The organism is Thioalkalivibrio sp. ALJ21, from assembly GCF_000378605.1.
Lineage (GTDB): Bacteria > Pseudomonadota > Gammaproteobacteria > Ectothiorhodospirales > Ectothiorhodospiraceae > Thioalkalivibrio.
This window is the reverse complement of record NZ_KB905155.1, coordinates 1,232,207-1,254,338: the sequence shown is the minus strand read 5'-3', so window position 1 is coordinate 1,254,338 and position 22,132 is coordinate 1,232,207. Positions and strand designations below refer to the sequence as shown.

The following is a 22,132-nucleotide window of genomic DNA, read 5'->3' as shown; positions in this document are numbered from 1 at the left end:
TTGCCCTGTAGGAGGCCAGCCCTCTGGCCGATTGGGTCTGATCTAACGTTTGATCGGCCAGAGGGCTGGCCTCCTACAAGCCAAGGCCACCGACCTCGAAAACCCAGGCGCCGTTTCTCCCTCATCTGTCGGCTTTTCGCAACAAAGCTTCCGAGATGCGTGCGTGCCAATCCCTTGTCGCGCATATGCAACATCGTATCGAGTGGCCAATGTCACGCTCGAGACCGACTCACGGCCTATATTTTTGCAGTATAACCACGCTCTTATATGCGCCTTGCGTCACAACTTTTCGGTGTCATCGGGGTCTTTCATTCCCTCCACAATTCAACAGGTTGGGGCGGCATCTTGCTTTGTCTTCAGCCCGTATCCACGACCTTTTCCCGGTTGCCGCAGAGCAAACTTCCAACGCAATCGACATTTTTTCGCCACAAAGGGTTGAAATGCGACACCGTGGTGTATATAAAACACCTGTCATTCGCGGCATCGACCGTGGATGCAGGCGTAGAAACGAACCAAACACCTCTCCTGGGAGATACGCAACATGAAAAAACAGATTCTCGCAGTCGCCGTTGCCGGCGCCTTCGCGGTCCCGGCCTTCGCCGCCGCGGACTCCAACGTCACCCTGTTCGGTCAGCTGCAGACGCAGATCGTCCACCACAGCGGTGGTGACCTCGATAGCGGCTTCCGCATGCACGATGGCGGTTTCGTCGGTGGTGAGCCGGAAGGCCGTCTGTTCGGTGGCAACCCGAACCGCATTGGCGTCATGGCCAGCCATGACCTGGGCAACGGCCTGAAGGCCTTCCTGAAGGTCGAGCAGGATGTCGATACTCGTCAGGGCATGAACCGTGGCGCCCGTGACCAGTTCGTCGGCCTCGAAGGCAACTTCGGTCGCATCCAGGCCGGCCGCATGGCCTCCCCGTACGTGACCGCTGGCAAGGACCCGCTGAATGGTACCTTCATGCAGGCCCGTACCAATGGGGGTCGTCTGAACCCGCAGCCGCTCGGTGGCCTGGGTGAAGGCTCCTACCTGAACGAAGGGATCGCGTACAGCAACAGCTTCGGCATTGTCAGCCTGAATGTTGCTGCGTTCGTCGACAACACCGACGACAGCAACAGCGCCCTGGCCGGTCGCCTGAACTTCGACCTGAACCCGGTCGAGCTGTACATCGCCCACAACCACGCCAACGACTACCGTGCCCATCCGGAAGAAGATGGTGGTGATTTCCGTGCGACCAAGATCGGTGCCGACTGGCGTGCCGGTCCGTTCCGCCTGGTCGGTGAAGTGACCGACTATAAGTGGGATGACGAAGCTGGCAATACCGTGGGCGACGGCAACACCTACTTCCTGTCCGGCACCTACACCGTGGGTCGTAACGACTTTGTGCTGAACCTGGGTCACACCCGCAACAGCAACGATGGTGATGACGGCAACATCGACTACGCCGCGATCGCTGTGAAGCACAACTTCAGCAACCGCGTGATGGCCTTCGCGGGTGTGTCGTACTCCGACTACGACAACGATGCCCCGGCCCATAGCCGCAGCATCAGCAACGACGTGTTCACCGGCGATGCTGGTAGCTCCACCTCGTTCACCGGCGTCGGTGCCGGCATGCGGGTGTCGTTCTAAGCCCGAGCACTGCTTACAAGCGGTATAACAACAAGCACTAGCTTGTTTTACGGGGCCCCCAGGGGCCCCGTTTTTTGTGCACGACCTTGGGCCCCGTTCGGGGCTTTTTTGTGTCTGGCGGTCTGGGGTGTTGTGCCCGTTTCGGGGTGGATGCGGGCATTTTGGTTAGCGGATCGGCTCCCTGCCATTGCTGCGGGGACGGCCCGTCTTCGTCATCCCGGCCGCAGCGAAGCGGAGAGCCCGGATCCACGCCGATGGGGCTGGCACGGGGTGGGTTACGAGCCAGGTGGGAGATCCCGGATAACCGCTGCGCGGTTTCCAGGATGACGGTCAGTGGGTGCTGCTAGTAGCGGCCGGGGGCCCCTACGGTATCGAAGGTCCTGTGTCCCCTGGTGGACGATCAGTCGATCGGGTCGACTCGGATCTGAAGCGACAGGGCATCGCGTGCGCGGCTGGTGCGACGGGAGGCAATGCCGCGTTCGTCGAGGTTGAGGGTGCGGCCTACTCCGGCAAGTTCGTGCCATGCACCGGGCTGGATGGTGATGGAGGATTCGACGGCCTGACGTTCCACGCGGCCCATGGTTGTGGCGGGTGGCTGCTCGTGCAGCTGAAAGATATCCACGCGGATGCGGCCGTCGGGCTGTGCGTGGGGCTGCACGCGGAAGCCGCGGGCGGTGTCGCGAAAGAGTGGTTCCATGCCGACGCCGGCGCGGCCGGCGAATACGCGGAAGCCGTGGGCCTCGGTCTCGCCGACCAGGATGACGGCCTCGGTGCCTTCGCGCAGGCGGACCTGCTGGGTCTGGTCGTCGTGGCGGGCGGTGGTCCAGCGCCGCGCAGTGCCCTGGGCGCGGGTTCCATCGGGGCCGGATTCGATGTCGAGGGCGGCGCCGGTCTCCTGGCGGGGGCGCTCGCTGCTGCGGCGTACCGAGAGGATCAGGTCCCTCGACGCGAGGTCGAGCTCGGTTACGACGTTGCGGATTTGTTCGAGAGTCTGGGCGTCGGCGCGCACCAGGAGGCGGAAGCCGTCGGCCCGTAGTGTGGCCGCCTCGCCGAACAGGCCCTGGAGCTCGGGAAGAATCTCGGCCGCCGGGCGGTTCTGGAGAGGGAGGACCGCGACCTCGGCATGCGCATCCCGGGCGCTGCTGGACGCCGTGGCCCCGCCAAACAGCAGGCACCCTGCCAACATCCGCAGGGTGTGGCGTCTAGACCATGAGCCGGCGAAGTTCGATCGCTTCATCGCTGAGACTCCAGTTCGCCTCGAAATCCAGGGCGGCCCGCTGGGTGCCCCCACGATCATCGACATCCCCGCGGAGGATCCGTTGCCCTCCAGCCTGGGTCAGCTGCATCCAGCCGCTGTGGTCAGCGATTGCGGTCAGCGTGAGGGGGCTCTCCTCGGCGGAGTCGAGCCGGCGCACGGTGACGGCGGTGGGCAGACGCTTGATAGTTTCGACCAGTCCAGGGATGCGATCGCGCAGCGCCAGATCGTCGTCCACCAGAATGCGGATGTCCGTATGCCGGTGGCGGCGCGCGATGTTGGCCAGGTGCGAGCCCAGCTCCAGGTCGCGGAACTCCGCCAGCAGTTCCACGCGTGCATGCAGCCAGAAGCGCCGCCGGGTCTGATCCAGCAGCTCCGCGATAAGCACGGCGGCATCCTCCATCACGGGGTCGGTGGTCGGTTCGGCCATGCAGTCGCCTCCGGGCAGGGTCTCTACTCAGCATAGGCAACTAGCGCCCGTCGCGCATCTGCTGCACGCGCAGTCAATCGAGATGGATGATTCGGGTGAAGCGTTTGTGTGGGGAAGAAACGGGCCGTATCGACAATCCTGGATAACCCGCAGAGCGTGCGCTGTATGAGGGCATTGTCCCGAGTATCGTCGCGGGACTCGGGACTCGGGACTCGGGACTCGGGACTCGGGACTCGGGACTCGGGACTCGGGACTCGGGACTCGGGACTCGGGACTCGGGACTTGGGTGTTGGTTACCCGGCCTGGGCCTGCGCGAGGGGCTGGCGGATGCGGCGGAGCATGCGGCGGTGGGGGATGCCGGCGTCCTCGAAGGTGTCGGAGATGATGAAGAAGTCGTGCTGGGCGTAGAAGCCCAGGCGGGTGTTCTGGGCGTTCAGCCAGACTTCGCGCCAGCCATGGCGGATGGCGGCCTCAACGGCGTAGTCGAGCAGGCGCGAGCCGATGCCGTGGCCGCGCCAGGGTTCGCGCACGGCCATGCGCCCGATTTGTCCGGAGGGCAGCATGCGCAGGGTGCCGATCGGTTCCTCGCCAGGGCCGATGGCCAGCCAGTGCAGTGCGGTCACATCCAGACCGTCGAATTCCAGCGGCTCGGGGACGCCCTGTTCTTCGATGAAGACCTCCCGACGAACGGCGGAGATGGCTTCGGCGTCTGCGGGCCAGCTGGCCTCGCGGAACTGAATGCGTTGTTGCATGGCTGGAGTCCTCGACCAATCGGGGATCGACCACACGGGGCGGGTGTGGCCGAATCCCGCTTTCCATGAGCCCGGAAATTTGCATTCTAGTCGACGAATCCAGAACCGTCCTGTGACTGGCGTCCCAATAAACTGGTGATTGGGTACTAGTTTGCGCTCAACGGTGGGAAGCGCTCGTGAGAATCTTGGATTATTGGGCGGTCATGTGGGGAGTTCGCTCGTCCCGGTCTCGCGGCTCCAGGACCACCTGCATCAGGTCGACACGCTGGTGCTCGAAACCGACTTCGCAGTAGGCGAGGTAGTAGCGCCACATGCGCAGGAACTCGGGGGAGTATCCGAGGGCCTCGATGACGGGTTCGGCATGGCGCACCTCGCGATCCCAGCGACGCAGGGTTTCGGCGTAGTCCTGCCCGAAGAACCGCTGATCGCCGATCGCGAGGCCCGCCTGACGCGCGGCGGCGTTGAAGCGGGGGACGGACGGCAGCATCCCGCCCGGGAAGACATACAGCTGGATGAAGTCGGCGTTGTTGCGGTAGTAGTCGAACGCGGCCTCGTCGATGGTGATGACTTGCAGCGCGGCACGCCCGCCCGGGCGCAAGGAGGCGCGAACCGTTTCGAAGAAGCCGGGCCACCATTGTTGCCCAACCGCCTCGAACATCTCGATCGACACGACATGGTCGAACTGTCCGGTTACGTCGCGGTAATCCTGCAGGCGCAGTTCGACACGGTCGGAGAGACCGGCCCGTTCGATCCGCTCGCGGGCGTAGTCGAGCTGCTCTTGCGACAGGGTAATGGCCGTGACCTGATGGCCGCGTCGCGCAGCGAGTTCGGCAAAGCCGCCCCAGCCGCACCCGATCTCGAGGATGTGGGACCCGGGGGCGGCGTCGAGTTGATCCAGCAGGCGCTCGTACTTGCGCTGCTGGGCACTCTCCAGGGCCTCGTCTCCGCGGCTGAACAGGGCTGCGGAGTAGCTCATGCTCGGATCAAGCCACAGGCGATAAAAGTCGTTGCCTAGATCGTAGTGGAAGCGGATGTTGGCACGACTGCCGCGGCGGCTGTTGCGGTGCCACCAGTGGCGCAGGGCGTCGAATTGGCGCTGGACCACGGGGCGGGCCGCGAGATCGGCCAGCGCCGCCTCGTTGTCCGTGGCGAGGTGCAGCAGGCCCTTCAGGTCCGGCGTATTCCAGTCCCCCGCGATATAGCCCTCGGCAAAACCGAGATCGCCGTGGCGCAGGATGCGCAGCAGCGTCCGCCAGGGCCGCTTCAGGTGCCAGATGGCCTCGCGGCCAGACTGTGCACCCCGTACGACCTCCCGTTCCCCGCGTGGGCCGACCAGCGTCAACTGTCCATGTTCAAGACCGCTTAGGGTCCGGGCGATCAGTCGCAGGGCCCAGTGCCGGCGGGTCGCGAACTCGGCGGTCGCGCTTCCTTGTTCGACGGACATCAGTGCATCTCCTTTTGCGGTGGCGCGGGGCGCGGGTGGTAGCGTCCGCCGCGCAGCCAGATCTTGAGTGCCTGCCAGTGAATCAGTGGCAGGACCTTGAGGGTCATCCAGGGCTGGTGGAACAGCGCGGCCCGCAGGGTCTGGTCGCTGAAGTCCCTCAGGCGGCCGTGCTGGGTCGCGATCAGGAACGGCGAACCCGCCTGGGTCTCGCGGATTGCGAGGCGCACGGTGGCACCGCGTTCCATGCGTGCGGGCGATATGGCGAAGGCGTAGCGCGCATCCATGTCGATGAACGGGGATACGTGAAAGGCCTTGTCCTTCTCCTGGCGTACCGGTGTGGTCATAGCGCGGCCGCCTTCGTGCAGCAGGTAGTGGTGGTGCTCGCCGAAGGTGTTGCGGACTTCCAGCAACACACCACGCAACCCGCCATCCGCGTGATAGGCGAACCAGGCGCTGAGTGGGTTGAACGCGTGACCGAATACGCGCGGCATCGCGAGCAGGTGGATTGCGCCGCCCGCGAGCTCAATGCCGTGCTCCGCGAGACGGGACTCGATCCAGGGCCGCCAGGGGCGACCATCGCGCGGGCCGTGGTCGCGGGTATGCAGGCTGAACAGGTTAAAACGGTCCAGCGAGAACAGCCGGCAACGTTCCGCGGTGGCCTCCAGGTGATCGATGTCAAACAGCGCGGCGATTACCGGATAGCGAAAGCGGTACGCCGGCGCGGCAATGCGCTGGTGCACTACCGATGTGTAGACCAGGGCCGCGTCCATGCCAGCGCCTCAGACGTCCTCGGGGCGCGCAGCCGGTGCCGCCGACGGCGTCGCGCCGCCGCCGTTGACCGGCTTCGGATCCACGGCCACCGGCGCGGGTGAGGCACTCGGCGTGGAGTTCCACGGGGGTACGATGCCCATTCCCTCGCCGATTGCCACGGCGGAGCGCAGCCCGTCCTCGTGGAAGCCGTCGCCCATCCAGGCCCCGGCGAAGTAGAGCCCATCCTCGCCCTGGCGATCCTTCAGCCGCTGGCGTGCGCGCTCGGCGAGGGCATCCATTACCGGGTGTTCCCAAAGATGCTCGCCGAGCACCGTCGTCGGGTGGGGTTCGCGCCAGGGGTTCAGGCTGATCACGTAGTCACGACGTCGTTTCAGGTTATGCAGGCGGTTCATCCAGTAGGAGACCGAGACCCGCTCACCCGGCTGCGTGGTACGCCCGCTCAGGTAGTTCCAGGAGGACCAGACGCGACGCGAGCGGGGCATCAGGGTGGGGTCGGTATGCACGATCGCGCGATTTTCCTGGAAGCGGCAGTCCGCGAGAAGGCCGTCGAGTACAGGCACGGCCCGCCCCAGGAGACGGCGCGCGTCGTTCGCATGACAGGCAAACACGACCTGATCAAACCCCTCGGAACGCTCCGCGGTCAGCACGCGCCATTGGCCGTCTTCCGGGATCACGGCGCGCACGGCCTCGTGGATTACGCTGCGTGGCTCGAGCCGCGCGGCGAGGCGCTGCACGTATTCGCGGCTGCCACCGCGCACGGTTCGCCACTGCGGGCGGTCGCGCAGGTCCAGCAGCCCGTGGTTGCGAAAGAATCGCAGGAAACTTGCAGACGGGAACTCGCGGATGGACTCCGGCGGGGCGGACCAGATCGCGGCGGCCATTGGCAACAGGTAGTCCTCGATGAATCCACGGCCAAAGCGGTGCCGTGAGAAAAAATCGTCCAGGGTGCCCTGAGGGGTCTCGCCCCTTTCGAACAGTCGATGCCCCAGACGGTTGAAGCGCAGGATGTCGGTACTCATGCGCAAAAAGCGCGGGCTGAGCAGGTTGCGCCGTTGCGCGAACAGGGTGTTCAGGTTGCTGCCGGCGTATTCCACCCCGTGGGGATGCCGGGAACAGGAGAACGACATTTCAGTCGGCTGGGTCGGCACGCTCAGGTCGCGAAACAGGCGCGTCAGCAGCGGGTAGTTGCGCTCGTTGTACACCACGAAACCGGTATCGAGGTGAGTGGGGCCCTCCGGGTCGGATACCTCGATGGTGTGGGCGTGACCGCCCAGTTCGGGCGCCGCCTCGAACAGGCGCACCTGGTGGCGCGACTGCAGGATCCAGCCGCTGGCCAGCCCGGCGATGCCGCTGCCGATGACGGCGATGCGAGAGGTGCTCATGATGACGGTTTCGATTCCATCTAAGGGGTGATGTACATCTTATACAGGACCTGTACAATGCCTGTAAATGGCCGCCGTCCAGAATACGGCGCAGAGTGGGCCCGGCATGGCCAGGGGCACGGAGGTTGCAGCGATGGGTAAGGGTGTTCGGTTCCTTGTGGTGGTATGGCTGTTGTGGGCAGGCTCGGGGTCTAGCGTGCTGGCCGGCGAGGCGGGGGCAATGTGCCCCGCGAGTCTCGACTTCGAGATGCGTCCGCTGACCGCATCCGAACCCGTGCGACTGTGTGATCGCCATGCCGGTCAAGTGCTGCTGGTGGTCAATACGGCAAGCCAGTGCGGTTTCACCCCGCAATACGAGGGCCTGGAGGCGTTGAACGCGGAACTTCAAGAGCAAGGGTTCAGTGTGCTGGGGTTCCCCTCGGGCGACTTCGCCGGGCAGGAATACGAGGACGAGGCGGATATCGCCGAGTTCTGCCGGTCCAATTACGGCATCCAGTTCCCGATGTACGAAAAGGTGCACGCCTCGCGGCTCCACGCGACCCCCGGGACGCTTTACCACTACCTGGGGACCGCGGCGGGCGAGTTTCCGTCCTGGAATTTCCACAAGTATCTAATCGGGCGCGACGGCGAAGTGCTGGCCTCGTTCGGCACGCGGCTGACTCCCGAGGACCGGCGCCTGCGCGCCGCGATCGAGGCCGCGTTATGAACGACACCGCCCAGACCATGACCGCCTGGCCTGCCGAGGTGCGCGAGGCACTGGTCGAGCACGAGGTCGTCGCGATCACCTCCGGGCTGTCCGATGTGCGAGATGCCGTAGCCTTGCTGGATGCGATGCTGCCCGGTCGCTGGGTGTGTCTGGAGTGGGGTATGGGGTCTGCTCACAACCGCGAGCAGTTTCATGCCCTGCAGCATGCGACCGGAGCCGATGTGTTGCCCTATTTCGTTGCGCGGGACGGTGCAATCGGGGGGCTCCCCGAGTTGCGGGAATACCTCGGCGCTCGAGCTGTCGCGGCCGGGTCCAGCCGAGGTCCGCGTGATGCCGCGGAACGGGCAGGGCAAACGCAACAGTCCCAGGAAGCTTCGGCACCGATGCTGCAGGTGCTGGGATACGGAGGGCTGATCCCCTTTGTGGCCCTGGGCTTCGGCGCCTGGATGGCCCAGCCGGAATGGCAGGTTTTCGCACTGGAGGCACTGGCGTTTTATGGTGCCGTCATCCTGTCGTTTCTCGGGGCGATCCACTGGGGGCTTTACCTGGCGGATCGCGAACACCGGGTGGGCCCGCTGTCGGCGCCTGTGTGGGCGGTGGTCCCGGCGATCCTCGCCTGGCTTGCGTTGCTGCAACCGTTGCCCGAGGCACTGATGACCCTGGCCGCGCTGTTTCTGGGGGCGCTGTGGGTGGACCGCCTGAGCCTGCGTGGGCGGCCGTTGCCGCGTGGGTACCTGGGTATGCGCCTGGTGCTGACCGCGGGGGCCATCGTATCGCTGGCCTCCGGTCTGGCCGTTATCATGGGGCGCTGACGCGCCCGCACGCCCCAAGGAATGCCGAAGATGGCACAGAACAAGGACCTATCGATGCAAGCAGATGCCCGTACCGCGGACGAACCCGTGACCAGCGCCGCCGATGGGCGGCCGCTGCCGGCCCCCGAGGCGCTGGCCCGTCATTACCGCGAGATCCTCGCCGGCCTGAATGAAGACCCGAACCGCGAGGGTTTGCTGGATACGCCGATGCGGGCGGCCAAGGCGATGCAGTACCTGACCCGCGGCTATCACCAGGATCTCGACACGATCGTCAACGGGGCGTTGTTCAGCTCTGATAACGACGAGATGGTGCTACTGCGCGATATCGAGCTGTACTCGCTGTGCGAGCACCACCTGTTGCCGATCATCGGCAAGGTGCATGTCGCCTACCTGCCGAATGGCAAGGTAATCGGCCTCTCCAAGATCGCGCGGATTGTCGATATGTTCGCCGCGCGCCTGCAGATCCAGGAAAACATGACCCGGCAGATCGCCGAGGCCTTGATGCAGGTGACCGATGCCAAGGGCGTGGGTGTGGTCGTGGACGCCAAGCACATGTGCATGACCATGCGCGGGGTGGAGAAGCAGCACTCCTCGATGGCGACGTCGGTGATGCTGGGCGCCTTCCGCAAGGATGCGCGCACCCGTCGCGAGTTCCTGAACCTGATCCACGGCTCCCGCGACTGATCCCCGAAACGCCGGCGCGCAGCGCGGCTCAGCGCAGCGGGATACTGAAAGAGATGTAGTTGACCCCGGCCATGCGCATGTGGCGAACGTCCTGCGCGAGGCTGTTCAGCAGGTACAGACCCAGCTCGCGCAATGACTGCTCGTCGCTTGCCGTCCACTGTTGCGCCTGGCGCAACGCGGCCTCGTCGACCTCGGCCGCCGCGGTCCGGTCGATCATCTCCACTGCCAGTGTCTCGCCCTCGCGTTCCAGGCGCACGTCCACCGGACGATTGCGCCCGGGTTCGCGTGCGGCCTGTTCGGACAGGTGCATGAAGACCTCTTCCAGTGCGATCTGCAGCTTGACCGACTGTTTTTCCGGCAGGCTCAGGCTTTCGCCGAACTCCCGCGCCATTGCATGAACCTGCGGCAGGGAGTCGCTCTCGGGCGCGAAGGTGGCCCGGCGGCGCGGACGTGGGCGCAGATTGAAGATCATGCTGAGCGCGACCGCGACCGTGCCGCCGGTGGAGACGCCATTGTTGAGGAAGGGGCCGAGCGCCTCGGGAATCAGATGGTGGAAAAACAGCTGGTTCTGGAAGATGAAACCGGTGGAGAAGGCCACGCCGATAATCAGCCCGCTTTGGTAGTTCAGCCCATCCTGCGCGCACAGTCGGATGCCGGCGACGAACAGCAGTGCCAGCAGAATCAGCAGAAACGCCCCAAAGACCGGCCCGGGAAGCGAGATCATCAGCATGTTCAGCTTGGGGATCAGTGCGATCAGGGCAAGGAAGCCGGCAAAGTAGTAGCCCACTCGGCGTGCCGCCATTCCAGTCAGTTCAATCGACGAGACACCGATACCGTAGGTCGTGTTGGGCAGGGTGCCCAGGCTGCCGGCGATCATGTTGCCCAGCCCGTCCGCATACAGGCCGCCGCGTACGCGGTCGTAGTCGGTCTTGCGAGGGGTCCGATAGGAATTGCGCTGTGCCACCATGGTGTCGCCAATCGACTCTACGGCGCCGACCAGGGTCACGATCGCGAAGGTCAAAAGCAGCGTGAACCAGGTGGGCGAGAATTCGAAGTGAAAGCCCGGCCATTCCAGCGGCGGCAGGCCGAACCAGCGGGCGTCCGCTACATCGGAAAAATCGGTGATGCCGAACAGGATGGCTACCACGATCCCGGTGCCCAGGCCGATGATCGGGGCCCACAGCCGCAGCAGGCGTCCGCCGAAGACTGCCACAATAATCGTGAGCCCGAGCGTGAACAGTGCAACCACCAGCGCCTGCCAGGTGCCCTCGTAGTCTCCCTCGCCCTGCATCATGTCCGCCGTGGAGGGGATCACCCCGAGCACCACCAGCATGATCACGACGCCACTTACGGTGGGCGTGATGATGCGTCGGAACAGCCCGAGATAACGCGCAAACAGAAACTGGGCCGGCGCGGACAGCACCGCTAGGGTGGCGACCAGCGCCATGCCGCCGACCATGGCGGCTTCGATCCCCACGGCCAGATAGGCGGTCGAGGTGCCCATGAAGATCAGATAACCGGAGCCGATCGGGCCGACACGGCGGACCTGGATCAGGGTGGCAAGGGCGCTGCCGATCAGTGCGGCAAACACCGTCCACTGGGTCGCGGCCAGGTCCAGTCCGGTCGCGCGGGCGAGGATGAGGGGGGCGACGATGATCGTCGGCGCGATCAGAAGCAGACTTTGCAGTGCGCTGATGGTGCATTTGACCGGAGGCGGATGATCATCCACCTCGTAGAGAATCTTCGATTGGGAAGGTTGGCTCACGGTGCCTCTGCGCCCTGATCGCAAAAGCGAACGATCGTAACAGCCGAGCAGTGATGGGGCTCATGTAGCGTTAGCTCGGCGTTTTCTGGTGTTGCGGTGATGCCCGGGCAAAAAAATGGCCCGGTGGGAGTCCGGGCCGAACGTTCAGACAACCGTGTGATGGAGTCTTCGAGTCTGAACGGCGGAACTGCGGCAGCCGTTGCCAGGCGCCGATTTATCCGCTCTTGCCTCGGTGGACAGGGGTGTTGCCCACAGGTTCCTTTCGGATCCGGGTATCACGCCAACGCGTTCACATTTTGCGGCGCGTACAATGGTTTCCATGCGCGGAGTGGAACAGATTCCCTGGCTTTATGACGCCCTGATGGGGCTGGCGGACGCGCTTGGTTTCCGTGGCTGGCGCCGCCGTCTGGTTATGGGGGCACGGGGCCGAGTCCTCGAACTGGGCTGTGGCACGGGCCGCAATCTTCCCCTGTATTCCTCGCCGACGCAGGTCGTCGCGCTCGATCCAGACCTGGCGGCCCTGCGTCGGGCGCGCGATCGCGCACCCGGGACGCTTTTTGTGGTCGCCCGGGCCGAGGCATTGCCATTTGCCGATGCACGGTTCGACACGGTTGTGTCGGGACTGGTGTTCTGTTCGGTTCAGGATCCGGAGCGGGGGCTGGCGGAGATCCGCCGTGTCCTGGGCGCCGAGGGTCAGTTGCGCATGCTCGAGCATGTGCGGCACCCGCGCCCGAGCCTGGCCTGGTTGCAGGATCGCGTGCAGCCGACCTGGACCTGTGTGACCGGGGGTTGCCACCCGAACCGTGATACCGAGGCGGCGGTAGAGCGCGCCGGGTTCGCAATCGAGGCCGAGGATCGCGAGTCGCGCGGGGTTATGCGGCGCTTCGCCGCCCAGCCGAAAAAAATCGAGGCGAACTCTCAAGTCTGAGCATTCGTGGTCGTCACCCCGGGAGAGCCAGGTCCGAATTGACGCAGAATGCGCCCGGCGGGCTGGTTCTACATTCGAATCAGGAGTGAACGATGGATGCCAGTGCGATTGCCAGCCAGGCCACGCAGATGAGCCAGCAGAACATTGCCATGCAAAAGGATGTGGCAGTGCAGAAGAAGGCCATGGAATCGGAAGAGATGGCGGCACAGGGCTTGTTGCAGGCCATGCCGAACATCAGCGAGATGCAGGCGACCTCCCAGGGCCTGCCCGACCATGTGGGCAATAACGTCGACACGACCGCCTGATTGCCCATACGGTCACCCCGACGCCCCGCCGGAGCGCCCCGGTGGGGCGTTTTTCGTTATGGGTGCTGCGTGCTACGCGGGGTCAGGTGGTTTCGGAGGCCTCGGCGCGGGATTCGTCGGCAGCGGGTTCCGGCTCGGTCGCCGTGTGCTGGTCGATCCAGTTCTTGGCGGCAATCAGCAGCCCCATGGCCATGAACGCGCCCGGCGGCAGCAGGGCCAGCAGGAACCCGTGTTCGGACGGATAGATCTGGATGGTCATCGCGTGCCCCCACTCGCCGAACAGCAGGTGGGCGTTGTCCATCAGCGTGCCCTGGCCGAGGACCTCGCGCAGCGCGCCCAGCGCAATCAGTACCCCGGTAAAGCCCAGCCCCATCATCAGCCCGTCCAGCGCGGCGCGCGGGACGGAGTTGCGCGAGGCAAAGGCCTCCGCGCGACCGATGATCGCGCAGTTGGTCACGATCAGCGGGATGAAAATGCCGAGAATCAGGAACAGGCCGTGGAACCAGGCGTTCATCGCCAGCTCGATCGCGGTCACGATCGAGGCGATGATCAGCACGTACACCGGGATACGGATCTCCGGGCGGGCGTGGCGGCGGATCAACGAGACCAGGACGTTCGACAGCAGCAGCGTCAGGGTGGTCGCGATGCCCAGGCCGATGGCGTTGACCATCGTCCCGGAGATCGCCAGCAGCGGGCACAGACCCAGCAGCTGGACCAGGCCCGGGTTGTTGTTCCACAAGCCGTCGCGAATGATGTCGGTCAGGGTCGGGTTCATCGGTCGTCCTGTTCCGAGTACATGGATCAGTCGTTCCCTATCGGTTCGACCACCGCGCCTTCCTCTTCCTCCGGCGAGGTCGAGAGCAGGTCGTCGCGGTAGTCGTCGAAGTATTCCAGTGTGCGGCGGACGGCGCGAACCACCGCACGCGGGGTAATGGTGGCTCCGGTGAACTGGTCGAACACGCCGCCATCGCGGCGCACCGCCCAGTCGCCGGGCGAGGGGTCGCCCAGGGAACGGCCCTCGAAGCCGTGGATCCAGTCGGAGCGTTCGGCCTCGATCGCATCGCCCAGCCCCGGCGTCTCGCGGTGGCTGGAGACGCGTACGCCCAGCAGTTCGCCGTCGCGGTCCACGCCGATCAGCAGATGGATGTTGCCGCTGTAGCCGTCCCGTGCGACCGCCGAGAACACGATGCCCATGACATTGTCGTCTGCGTCGCGTGCGAACCACGCGGGCAGGTTGTCGCCGCCCAGACGCTCGTCGCTCAGGGCCACCGTGTCGTGCACCGGGTCATTGGCGTAATCGAGGTCGCCGGTAAGTTCCGCGATGCGGTTGCGGTTGACCTCCATGCGGTTGTCCGCGATGCGCGCCTCGGTGCCTTCCTGCACCAGCGCGACCAGCCCCGCGCCGGCCGCCGCAAATCCGGCCAGCAGGACGGTGGCAATCAGGATGTCGCGCGGCTTCAGGTCAAGCACGATCGTCCCCTGGCGGCGGCCCGCCGCGGGTGCGCCCGAAGATTCGAGGTCGCGTCAGGTGGTCGAGCGTCGGGGCGACCATATTCATCAACAGCACGGCGAAGGCCACCGCGTCTGGATAGCCGCCCCAGGTCCGGATTACAAAGATCAGCACGCCGATCCCGGCCCCGTAGAGGATGCGGCCAAGTGGGGTGGTGGACGCGGAGACCGGATCGGTGGCGATAAAGAAGGCCCCGATGATCACCGCCCCGGAGAACACGTGGAAGGCGGGCGAGGCGAACGAATCTGGATCCAGCAGCCAGAAGAAGCCGGCCGGGATGGCCACACCCAGGATGACCGCCACGGGGATGTGCCAGTGGATGATGCGGCGGAACAGCAGGTACAGCCCGCCGAGCAGGAAGAAGTTGCCGACCCATTCCCAGCCGGTCTCGGTGAAGCTGCCGAACAGCGGGCTGGCCGTGATCTCGCCGACCGTGCGTCCGGAGACCAGCCCCTCGCGCATCGCGTCGAGCGGGGTGGCGCGGGTCACCGCGTCCCACGCCTGGGCGCCGGGGAGGCTGCCGGTCAGGACGGTCTGCAGGGTCTGCAGCAGGGTCAGCGGGGATTCCGGCAGCGTGCTGGGGGCCGGCCAGAGCGCCATTTCGCGCGGGAACGAGACCAGCACGACGACATAGCCGACCATCGCGGGGTTGAACGGGTTGTAGCCCAGCCCGCCGTACAGGTGCTTGGCGACAATGATCGCGAATGCAATGCCGATCAGCGTGACCCAGAACGGCGCCAGTGGCGGGATCGCCAGCGCGAACAGCCAGCCGGTGACGATCGCGGAGTTGTCCGCCAGTGTTGCCATGACGGGCCGCTTGCGCGCGGCGACCATCGCCGCCTCGAAGGCCACCGCGAACAGCACGCCCAGCAGCACGTTGACCAGCACGCCCCAGCCGAAGAACCAGGTCATCGCCAGGGTGCCGGGCACCAGTGCCATCAGCACCTGCTGCATGACGCCGCCTACGGAGTGCGCGGGGATCACATGGGGGGAGGATTGCGTGCGAAAACGCATCAGCGGCCGTCCCCGTCCCGGGTGTTGTCTGTCGTGGAGGTTTCCTCGCCGGTCGTCTCCGAGCCGGACGCCTGATCGCTGTCCTTCGCGGACTCCTCCGCACGGGCGGCCTTTTTCTTCTGCGCGCGTTCCAGTGCCGCCTGGATCGCGGCCTGCTTGTCGCCGTCGGCTTCCTTGTTCTTTAGCGCGGCCTTCTTCTTCGCCAGGCGCTCGGCCTTCTCGCGCTCCTCGCGCTCGATGCGCTCCTGGCGGAACTCGTAACGCTCGCGCGCGATGTCCGACTTGTGGCGTTCCTTCTCGCGCGCCCAGATCTCGTTCTTGGCATAGCGGTAGTACTGCACCAGCGGGATATTGCTGGGGCAGACATAGGCGCAGCAGCCGCATTCGATGCAGTCGAACAGCCCGTAGTCCTGGATCGCGTCAAAGTCCTTCGCCTTTGCCTGCCAGTACAGCTGTTGCGGCAGCAACTGGGCCGGGCAGACGGCCGCGCACTCGGCGCAGCGGATGCAGGGCATGACCGGGCCGGGTGCGGGCGTGTCCTGGGGACGTGTGGCGAGCAGGCAGTTGGTGGCCTTGATCACCGGGATGGAGTCGTCATGGACCGCGAAGCCCATCATCGGGCCGCCCATCACCAGCCGGTCGACGCCTTCGGCATAGCCGCCGGCCGCCTCGATCACGTCGGCGAACGGGGTGCCAAGCAGAGCCTCCACGTTGCGCGGGTGTTTCACGCCGGGGCCGGTGACCGTGACGATGCGCGACAGCAGCGGGCGGCCCTGGATCACCGTGTCGCAGATCGCCTTGAAGGTGCCCGGGTTGTGGCAAACCATCCCGAGATCTGCGGGCAGGCCGCCGCTCGGGACCTCCTGGCCGGTCAGTACCTTGATCAGCTGGCGTTCGCCCCCGGTGGGATAGATCGAGGGGACCGATACCAGCTCGATCAGGTCGCGCAGCTCGGTCGGCAGGGTCTCGGTCAGCGAGCGCATCGCCTCCGGCATGTTGTCCTCGACCGCGAACAGCACGCGTTCCACGCCCAGCAGGCGGGCGGTGATGCGAATCCCTTCGAATACCGCCTCGGGGGCGGTGCGCAGCAGCATGTCGTCGGCGCTGATGTAGGGCTCGCATTCCGCCCCGTTGACGATCAGTGTGTGGATGCGCTGACCGGCGCGCGGGTTAAGCTTGACCGCGGTGGGGAAGGCCGCGCCACCCAGCCCGACGATGCCCCCGGCGCGCAGGCGCTGGCGCAGCGCGCGCAGATCGCGGGTATCCCAGTCCAGCCAGGGTTCCATGCGGGCATCGCCCCATTCGTCGTGCCCATCGGGCTCGATTACCACGCAGGGGGCATTGAGGCCCGAGGGGTGGGGGACCGGGTACAGGTCGATATCGACCACCTTCCCGGAGGTGGGCGCGTGCACGTGCGCCGCGATGTAGCCCTTGGACTGGCCAATGCGCTGGCCCTTGGTGACGTGATCGCCGACCTGGACACAGGCCTCGGTCGCCTCGCCGATATGCTGGCCGAGCGGCACCGTCAGTTTTGCAGGCACGCCCATCACCAGCACCGGATCGGCGGTACTGGCCTCGGTCTCGTCGGCCAGTTTCAGGCCTCCATGGAAGCGGTGCAGCTGCATCGGCGTATTCTAACGTTTCGCGGGTGCGGGGCTTAGTGCCCGCCGCGCGAGACGTCCGCAATCGCGTGTATGGGCCGCTCGATGGGCGAGGGCTCGGGCTCCGCCCAGCGCCATTCGGTGATGTCGGTCTGGATCGGCACCATGTCGATGCAGTCGACCGGGCAGGGCTCGATGCACAGTTCGCAGCCGGTGCACTCTTCCTCGATCACGGTGTGCATCTGCTTGGCCGCGCCCAGGATCGCGTCCACCGGGCAGGCCTGGATGCACAGGGTGCAGCCGATGCAGATGTTCTCGTCGATCACCGCGACGGCCTTTTCCTGTTCCTCTTCCTCCAGCGGAGTCGGCTCGCGGTCCAGCAGGTCCGCCAGCGCCTGAACCGTGGCCTGGCCACCGGGGGGGCAGCGGTTGATGTCGGCCTCGCCCGCGGCGATCGCCTCGGCATAGGGGCGGCAGCCGGGGTAGGAGCATTGTCCGCACTGGGTTTGCGGCAGCAGGGCGTCGATCTGGTCCACGACCGGGTCCTGTTCGACGCGAAAGCGCTGGGCGGCAAAGCCGAGGATCAGTCCGAACGCGGCGGCCAGACCGCCGATCGCGAGGATGGCGTAGACGACACTCACAGCCGCACCAGCCCGGAGAAGCCCATGAACGCCAGCGACATCAGACCCGCGGTGACCATGGCCACCGCGCTGCCGCGAAAGACCACGGGCACATCGGCCACCGCGATGCGTTCGCGAATGGCGGAGAACAGGATCAGCACCAGGGAGAAGCCGACCGCGGCGCCAAAGCCGTAGAGCGCGGATTCGACGAAGTTGTGCGCCTCCTGGACGTTGAGCAGGGCCACGCCCAGCACCGCGCAGTTGGTGGTGATCAGAGGCAGGAAGATGCCCAGCACGTTGTACAGCAGCGGGCTGGTCTTGCGCACGACCAGCTCGGTGAACTGAACCACCGCGGCGATCACCAGGATGAACGCGATCGTGCGCAGGTATTCGAGTCCCAACGGGGTCAGCAGGTATTCGTTGATCACATAGGAACTGACCGCGGACAACGTCAGCACGAAAGTCGTGGCCAGGCCCATGCCGGTGGCCGTCTCGACCTTGCGCGAGACCCCCATGAACGGGCACAGGCCCAGAAACTTCACCAGTACGAAGTTGTTCACGAGGATCGTACTGATGAGGATCAGGACGTATTCCACGTTAATTCCGAGTCGTCAGGTCAACAAAATAGTATCAGGGACTGCTTATCCCGACTCAACCCTTCCGGGGCGCTGGTTTTGCGTGGGAGCGGGCTTGCCCGCGAAGCCCCTGCGGTTGTCGGACCTTGGCGGGCGGCATTCGCGGACAGGCTTGCCCCAGCAGGATAGAGTCTAGTCGCCTGCCGGGACGAGCGAGTCCAGACTGCGCAGCGCGTGTTGGTCGGCAGCGGCCGAGTCGTCGAAGGGGCGAGCGGTCTGCAGCCAGGCCTGGTGTGCTGCATCCAGCTCCTCGCCGCGTACCGACAGCAGCATGATTGCCTCCGGGGCGATGCCGATTTCGTCCGCCAGACGGCGGTAGCTGCCGGCATCGCGCCGCCCGCCGATGCGGGTGTCGAACAGCCCGGTCAGACGCTGCTCCACCTCCGGATACGGGCCGTGACGCAGCCAGTCGCGCTGGACCGGGGCCGGGCTCGCACCAAAGCTGTACAGGGCCACGCCGGCATCGTCCAGCGCCATCAGGGCGCGGGCCGTGTCGTCCGACAGCTCCGGGCGCAGCATCGAGGCCTCCAGGGCGTCGGCCCAGATCAGGCCCTGCAGCTGACGCAGGGGTGTGATGTCCTGTCCGCCACGAATCCAGGCGCGGATCTGCGCGAGCAGTCCGTCGACATCCAGCTCGCGCCCGGAATAGGCGAGGATATCCGCGAGCACTCGCTGCACCGCCGTGCTCTCCGCGTGGCGCTCGAGAAAGCCCGGCAAGGCCTCCAGCGAATAGGGCTCAAGTGTGTCGCGCAGCACGCCGGGTGGTGCCAGGACCCCTTCAAACGCGAGGATCAGGGCCTGGGGCGCGGGATTCGGTGACATGTTCATCGGCTCATCTGGTGTGCAAGCGTCTCGCACTGGAACATGAATTCGAAGGCCTCGACCCGGTGCAGCGCCAGTTCCACGCTCGCGCCCCAGGTATAGAGGCCATGGCCGCCGATCAGGAACCCGGCGAGGTTCGGCTCGCGGCTCATGGCGGCGTCGACCCGCGCGGCCAGCTGTTGCACGTCGGGTTCGTTCGCGAACACGGGAAGGTCCAGGCCCCGCGCGGGATTGTCCACGCCGGGCAGTTCCCGCAGGACCTCGTAGTCGCGCAGGCGCAGGGCACCGGGAAACTGGCGCGACAGGACGGTCGCATGTACCGAGTGCGTATGCAGCACCGCGCCCAGCTGGGCATCGTGGCGGTACATGATGATGTGGAGGAAGGTCTCTGGCGCCGGCTCTTCGCTGCCGGCGACCACGTGGCCGTCGAGATCGACCACCAGAAAGTCGTGGCGGTCGAGGAAGCTCTTCTCGCGATTGGGTGCCGTGACGGCGATATGCCGGTCGTCCAGGCGCGCGGAGAAGTGGCCGGTGCGCGCGGGCAGCCAGCCGCGCGCCGAGAGATCACGGCCTGCTTCGGCCAGCAGGCGTACCTGCGCCAGGAATTCGGGGCTTTGGTCCATGCGTCCGGGTATCGGCAAAAGAGCGGCAGCTTACGCGAGCCGTGGGTGCAAATCCATGACGCAGGCGGCCTATTTGACCCGCATCCCGGGCCGGGCGCCGTCGTCCGGGTTCAGGATGTACAGTTCCGAGCCGCCGGGGCCGGCCGCCAGGACCATGCCTTCGGATACGCCAAAGCGCATCTTGCGCGGCGCGAGGTTGGCCACCATTACGGTGTGCCGGCCCACCAGGTCCTCCGGGGCGTAGGCCGACTTGATGCCGGCAAACACCTGGCGCGTCCCCGAGCCGATATCCAGCGTCAGCTTCAGCAGCTTGTCCGCGCCTTCCACGTGCTCGGCACTGGTGATGCGCGCGATGCGCAGGTCGACCTTCGCGAAGGTGTCGAAGTCGATGGTCTCGGCGATGGGGTCCACGTCGGGCTCCGAGTCGGTGTTGGGAGTGGTCGCGGGTTCGGTCGCGGCCAGGGTCGCCTTCGAGGCCTCCAGCAGCTTGTCGGCGGTCTCGCCTTCGATGCGGGTCATCAGCGGCTTGAACTTCTCGATCGAGCGCCCGACCAGCGGCTCACGCGTGTCCCAGGCCAGGCTGTCCAGCCGGAGGAAGGCCGCGGCGTCGGCCGCCAGTCGCGGCAGCACCGGGGCGAGGTAGACAATCAGGATGCGGAACAGGTCCAGGCCCTGGGTGGAGATGGCCTGGACCTCGGCCTCGCGGCCTTCCTGCTTCGCCAGCACCCAGGGCTGGGCCTCGTCGATGTACTGATTGGCCTGGTCGGCCAGCGCCATGATGCGGCGGATGGCCTGGGCGTATTCGCGGTTCTCGAACGCGGCCGCGATGGCGTCGCCCTCGGCGACGAAGGCCTCGTGCAGGTCCGGACGTGGCAGCTCGGCCGCCAGCTCGCCGTTCGAGCGCTTGGTAATGAAGCCGGCGCAGCGGCTGGCGATGTTGACCAGCTTGCCGACCAGATCGGAGTTCACACGCTGGACGAAGTCGTCCAGGTTGAGGTCGAGGTCGTCGACCCCGGCACCCAGCTTGGCGGCGAGGTAGTAGCGCAGGGATTCGGGGTTCAGGTGGTCCAGGTAGTCGCGCGCGCGGATGAAGGTCCCGCGCGATTTGGACATCTTCTGCCCGTTGACGGTCAGGAAGCCGTGGCAGAACACCGCGCTGGGCGTGCGAAAGCCCGCGCCGTGCAGCATCGCCGGCCAGAACAGCGTATGGAAGTACGCGATGTCCTTGCCGATGAAGTGATACAGCTCGGCATCGGAATCCGCGCCCCACCAGGCATCAAAGTTCAGGCCCTGCTTCTCGGCGTAGGCGCGAAAGCTCGCCATGTAGCCGATCGGCGCGTCCAGCCAGACGTAGAAGTACTTGCCCGGGGCGTCGGGGATCTCGAAGCCGAAGTAGGGGGCATCGCGCGAGATGTCCCAGTCGGTCAGGCCCGCATCGAACCACTCGTCGAGCTTGTTGCGGATCGCGTCCTGCAGGCGGCCGGAGCCGGTCCATTCGCGCAGGAAGGCCTCGAAGTCGCCGAGTTTGAAGAAGTAGTGCTCGGACTGGCGCGACTCGGGACGGGCGCCGGTGATCGCGGAAACCGGGTCTTTCAGGTCCAGCGGGCTGTAGGTGGCTCCGCAGGCCTCGCAGGAATCGCCGTACTGCTCCTCGGCGCCGCAGTTGGGGCAGGTGCCCTTGATGAAGCGGTCGGGCAGGAACATCCCGGCCTCGGGGTCGTAGGCCTGGTCGATGGTGCGCGTCTCGATGTGCCCGGCGTCGCGCAGCGCGGTGTAGATGTGGGCGGCCAGTTCGCGGTTTTCGTCCGAGTGGGTCGAGTGGTAGTGGTCGAAATCCACCAGGAACTCGCTGAAGTCGGCCTCGTGCTCCTGGCGTACGCGCGTGATCAACTCTTCGGGTTCGATGCCCTCGGCGCGGGCCTTCAGCATGATCGGCGTGCCGTGGGCGTCATCCGCGCAGACGTAGATCACCTCGTGGCCGCGCGCACGCTGGAAGCGCACCCAGATATCGGTCTGGATGTACTCGACCAGGTGCCCCAGATGGATCGGCCCGTTGGCGTAGGGCAGGGCGCTGGTGACCAGGATCTTGCGCGGCGTGTCAGTCATCGTCGGACTCGTGCGTCGGTAGCGGCGGGCGGTGGCATGCAGGGGCGCTATTGTCGGGGCTGCCAGCCGGGTTGTCGAGGCGTGGAAAAGTCCGTCACGGGCTTTTCCACAGAAGCTGTGGATAACTCTGTGGGCAACCCAGTGGAATTCATCGTCAGGCCTTGTCACGCAAGGGCCTTGTACAGATTGGTCAAAAAACGTTCAATTTGTTTTTATTAATAAAAAACAAAAAGATAAGGGTTCTTTGTGTAGTGCTTTCGGTGTTTTGGCTGCTATCTGGGGCGTTTTCAGGGGCAGTGGAAACTCATGTGTATAAAACTCCCTGATAGGGGTTGACAGA

At 65.6% G+C, this 22,132-nt stretch carries 22 protein-coding genes; 6 read left to right on the top strand and 16 right to left on the bottom strand.

Annotation, left to right across the window (positions count from 1 at the left end; all coding sequences use genetic code 11):
- The first annotated feature begins 541 nt into the window (after positions 1-541).
- Complete coding sequence (locus tag F579_RS0105895; protein ID WP_019025226.1) at positions 542-1,627, top strand: porin; 1,086 nt, start codon at positions 542-544, stop codon at positions 1,625-1,627.
- 400 nt (positions 1,628-2,027) lie between these two features.
- Here the strand turns inward: F579_RS0105895 and F579_RS0105890 are convergent, their stop codons facing one another.
- The 6 genes from F579_RS0105890 to F579_RS0105865 form a co-directional block, all read right to left on the bottom strand.
- Complete coding sequence (locus F579_RS0105890; RefSeq protein WP_019025225.1) at positions 2,028-2,813, bottom strand: secretin N-terminal domain-containing protein; 786 nt, start codon at positions 2,811-2,813, stop codon at positions 2,028-2,030.
- Positions 2,814-2,829: 16 nt separating this feature from the next.
- Positions 2,830-3,312: a hypothetical protein gene (locus F579_RS0105885; RefSeq protein WP_019025224.1), complete on the bottom strand. Its 483-nt coding sequence runs from the start codon at positions 3,310-3,312 to the stop codon at positions 2,830-2,832.
- Positions 3,313-3,605: 293 nt separating this feature from the next.
- Positions 3,606-4,064 carry a GNAT family N-acetyltransferase gene (locus F579_RS0105880; RefSeq protein ID WP_019025223.1) on the bottom strand — a complete coding sequence of 153 codons (459 nt, stop codon included), beginning with the start codon at positions 4,062-4,064 and terminating at the stop codon, positions 3,606-3,608.
- Positions 4,065-4,254: 190 nt separating this feature from the next.
- The gene (locus tag F579_RS0105875) at positions 4,255-5,508 is read right to left on the bottom strand and encodes a cyclopropane-fatty-acyl-phospholipid synthase family protein (RefSeq protein WP_019025222.1); all 1,254 of its coding nucleotides are present in this window, start codon (positions 5,506-5,508) and stop codon (positions 4,255-4,257) included.
- Positions 5,508-6,278: a DUF1365 domain-containing protein gene (locus tag F579_RS0105870; protein WP_019025221.1), complete on the bottom strand. Its 771-nt coding sequence runs from the start codon at positions 6,276-6,278 to the stop codon at positions 5,508-5,510. Before F579_RS0105870 ends, F579_RS0105875 begins: the two co-directional genes overlap by 1 nt.
- Before the next feature lie 9 nt (positions 6,279-6,287).
- The gene (locus F579_RS0105865; protein WP_019025220.1) at positions 6,288-7,661 is read right to left on the bottom strand and encodes an NAD(P)/FAD-dependent oxidoreductase; all 1,374 of its coding nucleotides are present in this window, start codon (positions 7,659-7,661) and stop codon (positions 6,288-6,290) included.
- 67 nt (positions 7,662-7,728) lie between these two features.
- Between F579_RS0105865 and F579_RS14605 the strand changes: the two genes are divergently transcribed.
- From F579_RS14605 to folE, 3 genes are read left to right on the top strand one after another with little or no spacing between them, the layout of a single operon-like run.
- The gene (locus tag F579_RS14605; RefSeq protein WP_019025219.1) at positions 7,729-8,367 is read left to right on the top strand and encodes a glutathione peroxidase; all 639 of its coding nucleotides are present in this window, start codon (positions 7,729-7,731) and stop codon (positions 8,365-8,367) included.
- The gene (locus F579_RS0105855) at positions 8,364-9,179 is read left to right on the top strand and encodes a DUF3429 domain-containing protein (protein WP_019025218.1); all 816 of its coding nucleotides are present in this window, start codon (positions 8,364-8,366) and stop codon (positions 9,177-9,179) included. Before F579_RS14605 ends, F579_RS0105855 begins: the two co-directional genes overlap by 4 nt.
- Positions 9,180-9,209: 30 nt before the next feature.
- Entirely contained in the window at positions 9,210-9,863 is a 654-nt protein-coding gene (folE, locus tag F579_RS0105850; RefSeq protein ID WP_019025217.1) for a GTP cyclohydrolase I FolE, read from the top strand.
- Between the two features lie 28 nt (positions 9,864-9,891).
- Here folE and F579_RS0105845 read toward each other — a convergent pair whose 3' ends face one another.
- Positions 9,892-11,628 (bottom strand): uracil-xanthine permease family protein, encoded by a 1,737-nt coding sequence (locus F579_RS0105845; RefSeq protein WP_026301121.1) that lies wholly within the window; start codon positions 11,626-11,628, stop codon positions 9,892-9,894.
- A 319-nt stretch (positions 11,629-11,947) separates the two neighbouring features.
- Here F579_RS0105845 and F579_RS0105840 point away from each other — a divergent pair, with 319 nt between their 5' ends.
- Together F579_RS0105840 and F579_RS0105835 are read left to right on the top strand one after the other, a co-directional pair.
- Positions 11,948-12,556, top strand: coding sequence for a class I SAM-dependent methyltransferase (locus F579_RS0105840; protein ID WP_019025215.1), 609 nt, complete (start codon positions 11,948-11,950; stop codon positions 12,554-12,556).
- A 92-nt stretch (positions 12,557-12,648) separates the two neighbouring features.
- Positions 12,649-12,861 (top strand): YjfB family protein, encoded by a 213-nt coding sequence (locus F579_RS0105835; RefSeq protein ID WP_018994821.1) that lies wholly within the window; start codon positions 12,649-12,651, stop codon positions 12,859-12,861.
- An 82-nt stretch (positions 12,862-12,943) separates the two neighbouring features.
- Here F579_RS0105835 and F579_RS0105830 read toward each other — a convergent pair whose 3' ends face one another.
- From F579_RS0105830 to metG, 9 genes are all read right to left on the bottom strand, one after another.
- Entirely contained in the window at positions 12,944-13,636 is a 693-nt protein-coding gene (locus tag F579_RS0105830; protein WP_019025214.1) for an electron transport complex subunit E, read from the bottom strand.
- Between the two features lie 26 nt (positions 13,637-13,662).
- Positions 13,663-14,331: an electron transport complex subunit RsxG gene (gene rsxG, locus F579_RS0105825; protein ID WP_019025213.1), complete on the bottom strand. Its 669-nt coding sequence runs from the start codon at positions 14,329-14,331 to the stop codon at positions 13,663-13,665.
- Positions 14,324-15,385 carry an electron transport complex subunit RsxD gene (gene rsxD / locus F579_RS0105820; protein ID WP_019025212.1) on the bottom strand — a complete coding sequence of 354 codons (1,062 nt, stop codon included), beginning with the start codon at positions 15,383-15,385 and terminating at the stop codon, positions 14,324-14,326. Before rsxD ends, rsxG begins: the two co-directional genes overlap by 8 nt.
- Positions 15,385-17,010 (bottom strand): electron transport complex subunit RsxC, encoded by a 1,626-nt coding sequence (rsxC, locus tag F579_RS0105815; protein ID WP_019025211.1) that lies wholly within the window; start codon positions 17,008-17,010, stop codon positions 15,385-15,387. The genes rsxD and rsxC overlap by 1 nt, the downstream gene beginning before the upstream one ends.
- Before the next feature lie 32 nt (positions 17,011-17,042).
- The gene (gene rsxB, locus F579_RS0105810) at positions 17,043-17,627 is read right to left on the bottom strand and encodes an electron transport complex subunit RsxB (protein ID WP_019025210.1); all 585 of its coding nucleotides are present in this window, start codon (positions 17,625-17,627) and stop codon (positions 17,043-17,045) included.
- Complete coding sequence (gene rsxA / locus F579_RS0105805; protein WP_017925285.1) at positions 17,624-18,202, bottom strand: electron transport complex subunit RsxA; 579 nt, start codon at positions 18,200-18,202, stop codon at positions 17,624-17,626. Before rsxA ends, rsxB begins: the two co-directional genes overlap by 4 nt.
- Before the next feature lie 171 nt (positions 18,203-18,373).
- The gene (locus F579_RS0105800) at positions 18,374-19,069 is read right to left on the bottom strand and encodes a hypothetical protein (protein ID WP_019025209.1); all 696 of its coding nucleotides are present in this window, start codon (positions 19,067-19,069) and stop codon (positions 18,374-18,376) included.
- Complete coding sequence (gene mtnB / locus F579_RS0105795) at positions 19,066-19,686, bottom strand: methylthioribulose 1-phosphate dehydratase (RefSeq protein WP_019025208.1); 621 nt, start codon at positions 19,684-19,686, stop codon at positions 19,066-19,068. The genes F579_RS0105800 and mtnB overlap by 4 nt, the downstream gene beginning before the upstream one ends.
- Positions 19,687-19,755: 69 nt before the next feature.
- Positions 19,756-21,792, bottom strand: a complete 2,037-nt coding sequence (metG, locus tag F579_RS0105790; RefSeq protein WP_019025207.1) for a methionine--tRNA ligase — start codon at positions 21,790-21,792, stop codon at positions 19,756-19,758.
- Positions 21,793-22,132 lie beyond the last annotated feature (340 nt).

Excerpts from the sequence above, each read along its gene's own strand:
- F579_RS0105895 (WP_019025226.1), top strand. The coding sequence starts at position 542 with ATGAAAAAACAGATTCTCGCAGTCGCCGTTGCCGGCGCCTTCGCGGTC.
- F579_RS0105890 (WP_019025225.1), bottom strand. The coding sequence starts at position 2,813 with ATGTTGGCAGGGTGCCTGCTGTTTGGCGGGGCCACGGCGTCCAGCAGC.
- F579_RS0105885 (WP_019025224.1), bottom strand. The coding sequence starts at position 3,312 with ATGGCCGAACCGACCACCGACCCCGTGATGGAGGATGCCGCCGTGCTT.
- F579_RS0105880 (WP_019025223.1), bottom strand. The coding sequence starts at position 4,064 with ATGCAACAACGCATTCAGTTCCGCGAGGCCAGCTGGCCCGCAGACGCC.
- F579_RS0105875 (WP_019025222.1), bottom strand. The coding sequence starts at position 5,508 with ATGTCCGTCGAACAAGGAAGCGCGACCGCCGAGTTCGCGACCCGCCGG.
- F579_RS0105870 (WP_019025221.1), bottom strand. The coding sequence starts at position 6,278 with ATGGACGCGGCCCTGGTCTACACATCGGTAGTGCACCAGCGCATTGCC.
- F579_RS0105865 (WP_019025220.1), bottom strand. The coding sequence starts at position 7,661 with ATGAGCACCTCTCGCATCGCCGTCATCGGCAGCGGCATCGCCGGGCTG.
- F579_RS14605 (WP_019025219.1), top strand. The coding sequence starts at position 7,729 with ATGGCCGCCGTCCAGAATACGGCGCAGAGTGGGCCCGGCATGGCCAGG.
- F579_RS0105855 (WP_019025218.1), top strand. The coding sequence starts at position 8,364 with ATGAACGACACCGCCCAGACCATGACCGCCTGGCCTGCCGAGGTGCGC.
- folE (WP_019025217.1), top strand. The coding sequence starts at position 9,210 with ATGGCACAGAACAAGGACCTATCGATGCAAGCAGATGCCCGTACCGCG.
- F579_RS0105840 (WP_019025215.1), top strand. The coding sequence starts at position 11,948 with ATGCGCGGAGTGGAACAGATTCCCTGGCTTTATGACGCCCTGATGGGG.
- F579_RS0105835 (WP_018994821.1), top strand. The coding sequence starts at position 12,649 with ATGGATGCCAGTGCGATTGCCAGCCAGGCCACGCAGATGAGCCAGCAG.
- F579_RS0105830 (WP_019025214.1), bottom strand. The coding sequence starts at position 13,636 with ATGAACCCGACCCTGACCGACATCATTCGCGACGGCTTGTGGAACAAC.
- rsxD (WP_019025212.1), bottom strand. The coding sequence starts at position 15,385 with ATGCGTTTTCGCACGCAATCCTCCCCCCATGTGATCCCCGCGCACTCC.
- rsxC (WP_019025211.1), bottom strand. The coding sequence starts at position 17,010 with ATGCAGCTGCACCGCTTCCATGGAGGCCTGAAACTGGCCGACGAGACC.
- F579_RS0105800 (WP_019025209.1), bottom strand. The coding sequence starts at position 19,069 with ATGAACATGTCACCGAATCCCGCGCCCCAGGCCCTGATCCTCGCGTTT.
- mtnB (WP_019025208.1), bottom strand. The coding sequence starts at position 19,686 with ATGGACCAAAGCCCCGAATTCCTGGCGCAGGTACGCCTGCTGGCCGAA.
- metG (WP_019025207.1), bottom strand. The coding sequence starts at position 21,792 with ATGACTGACACGCCGCGCAAGATCCTGGTCACCAGCGCCCTGCCCTAC.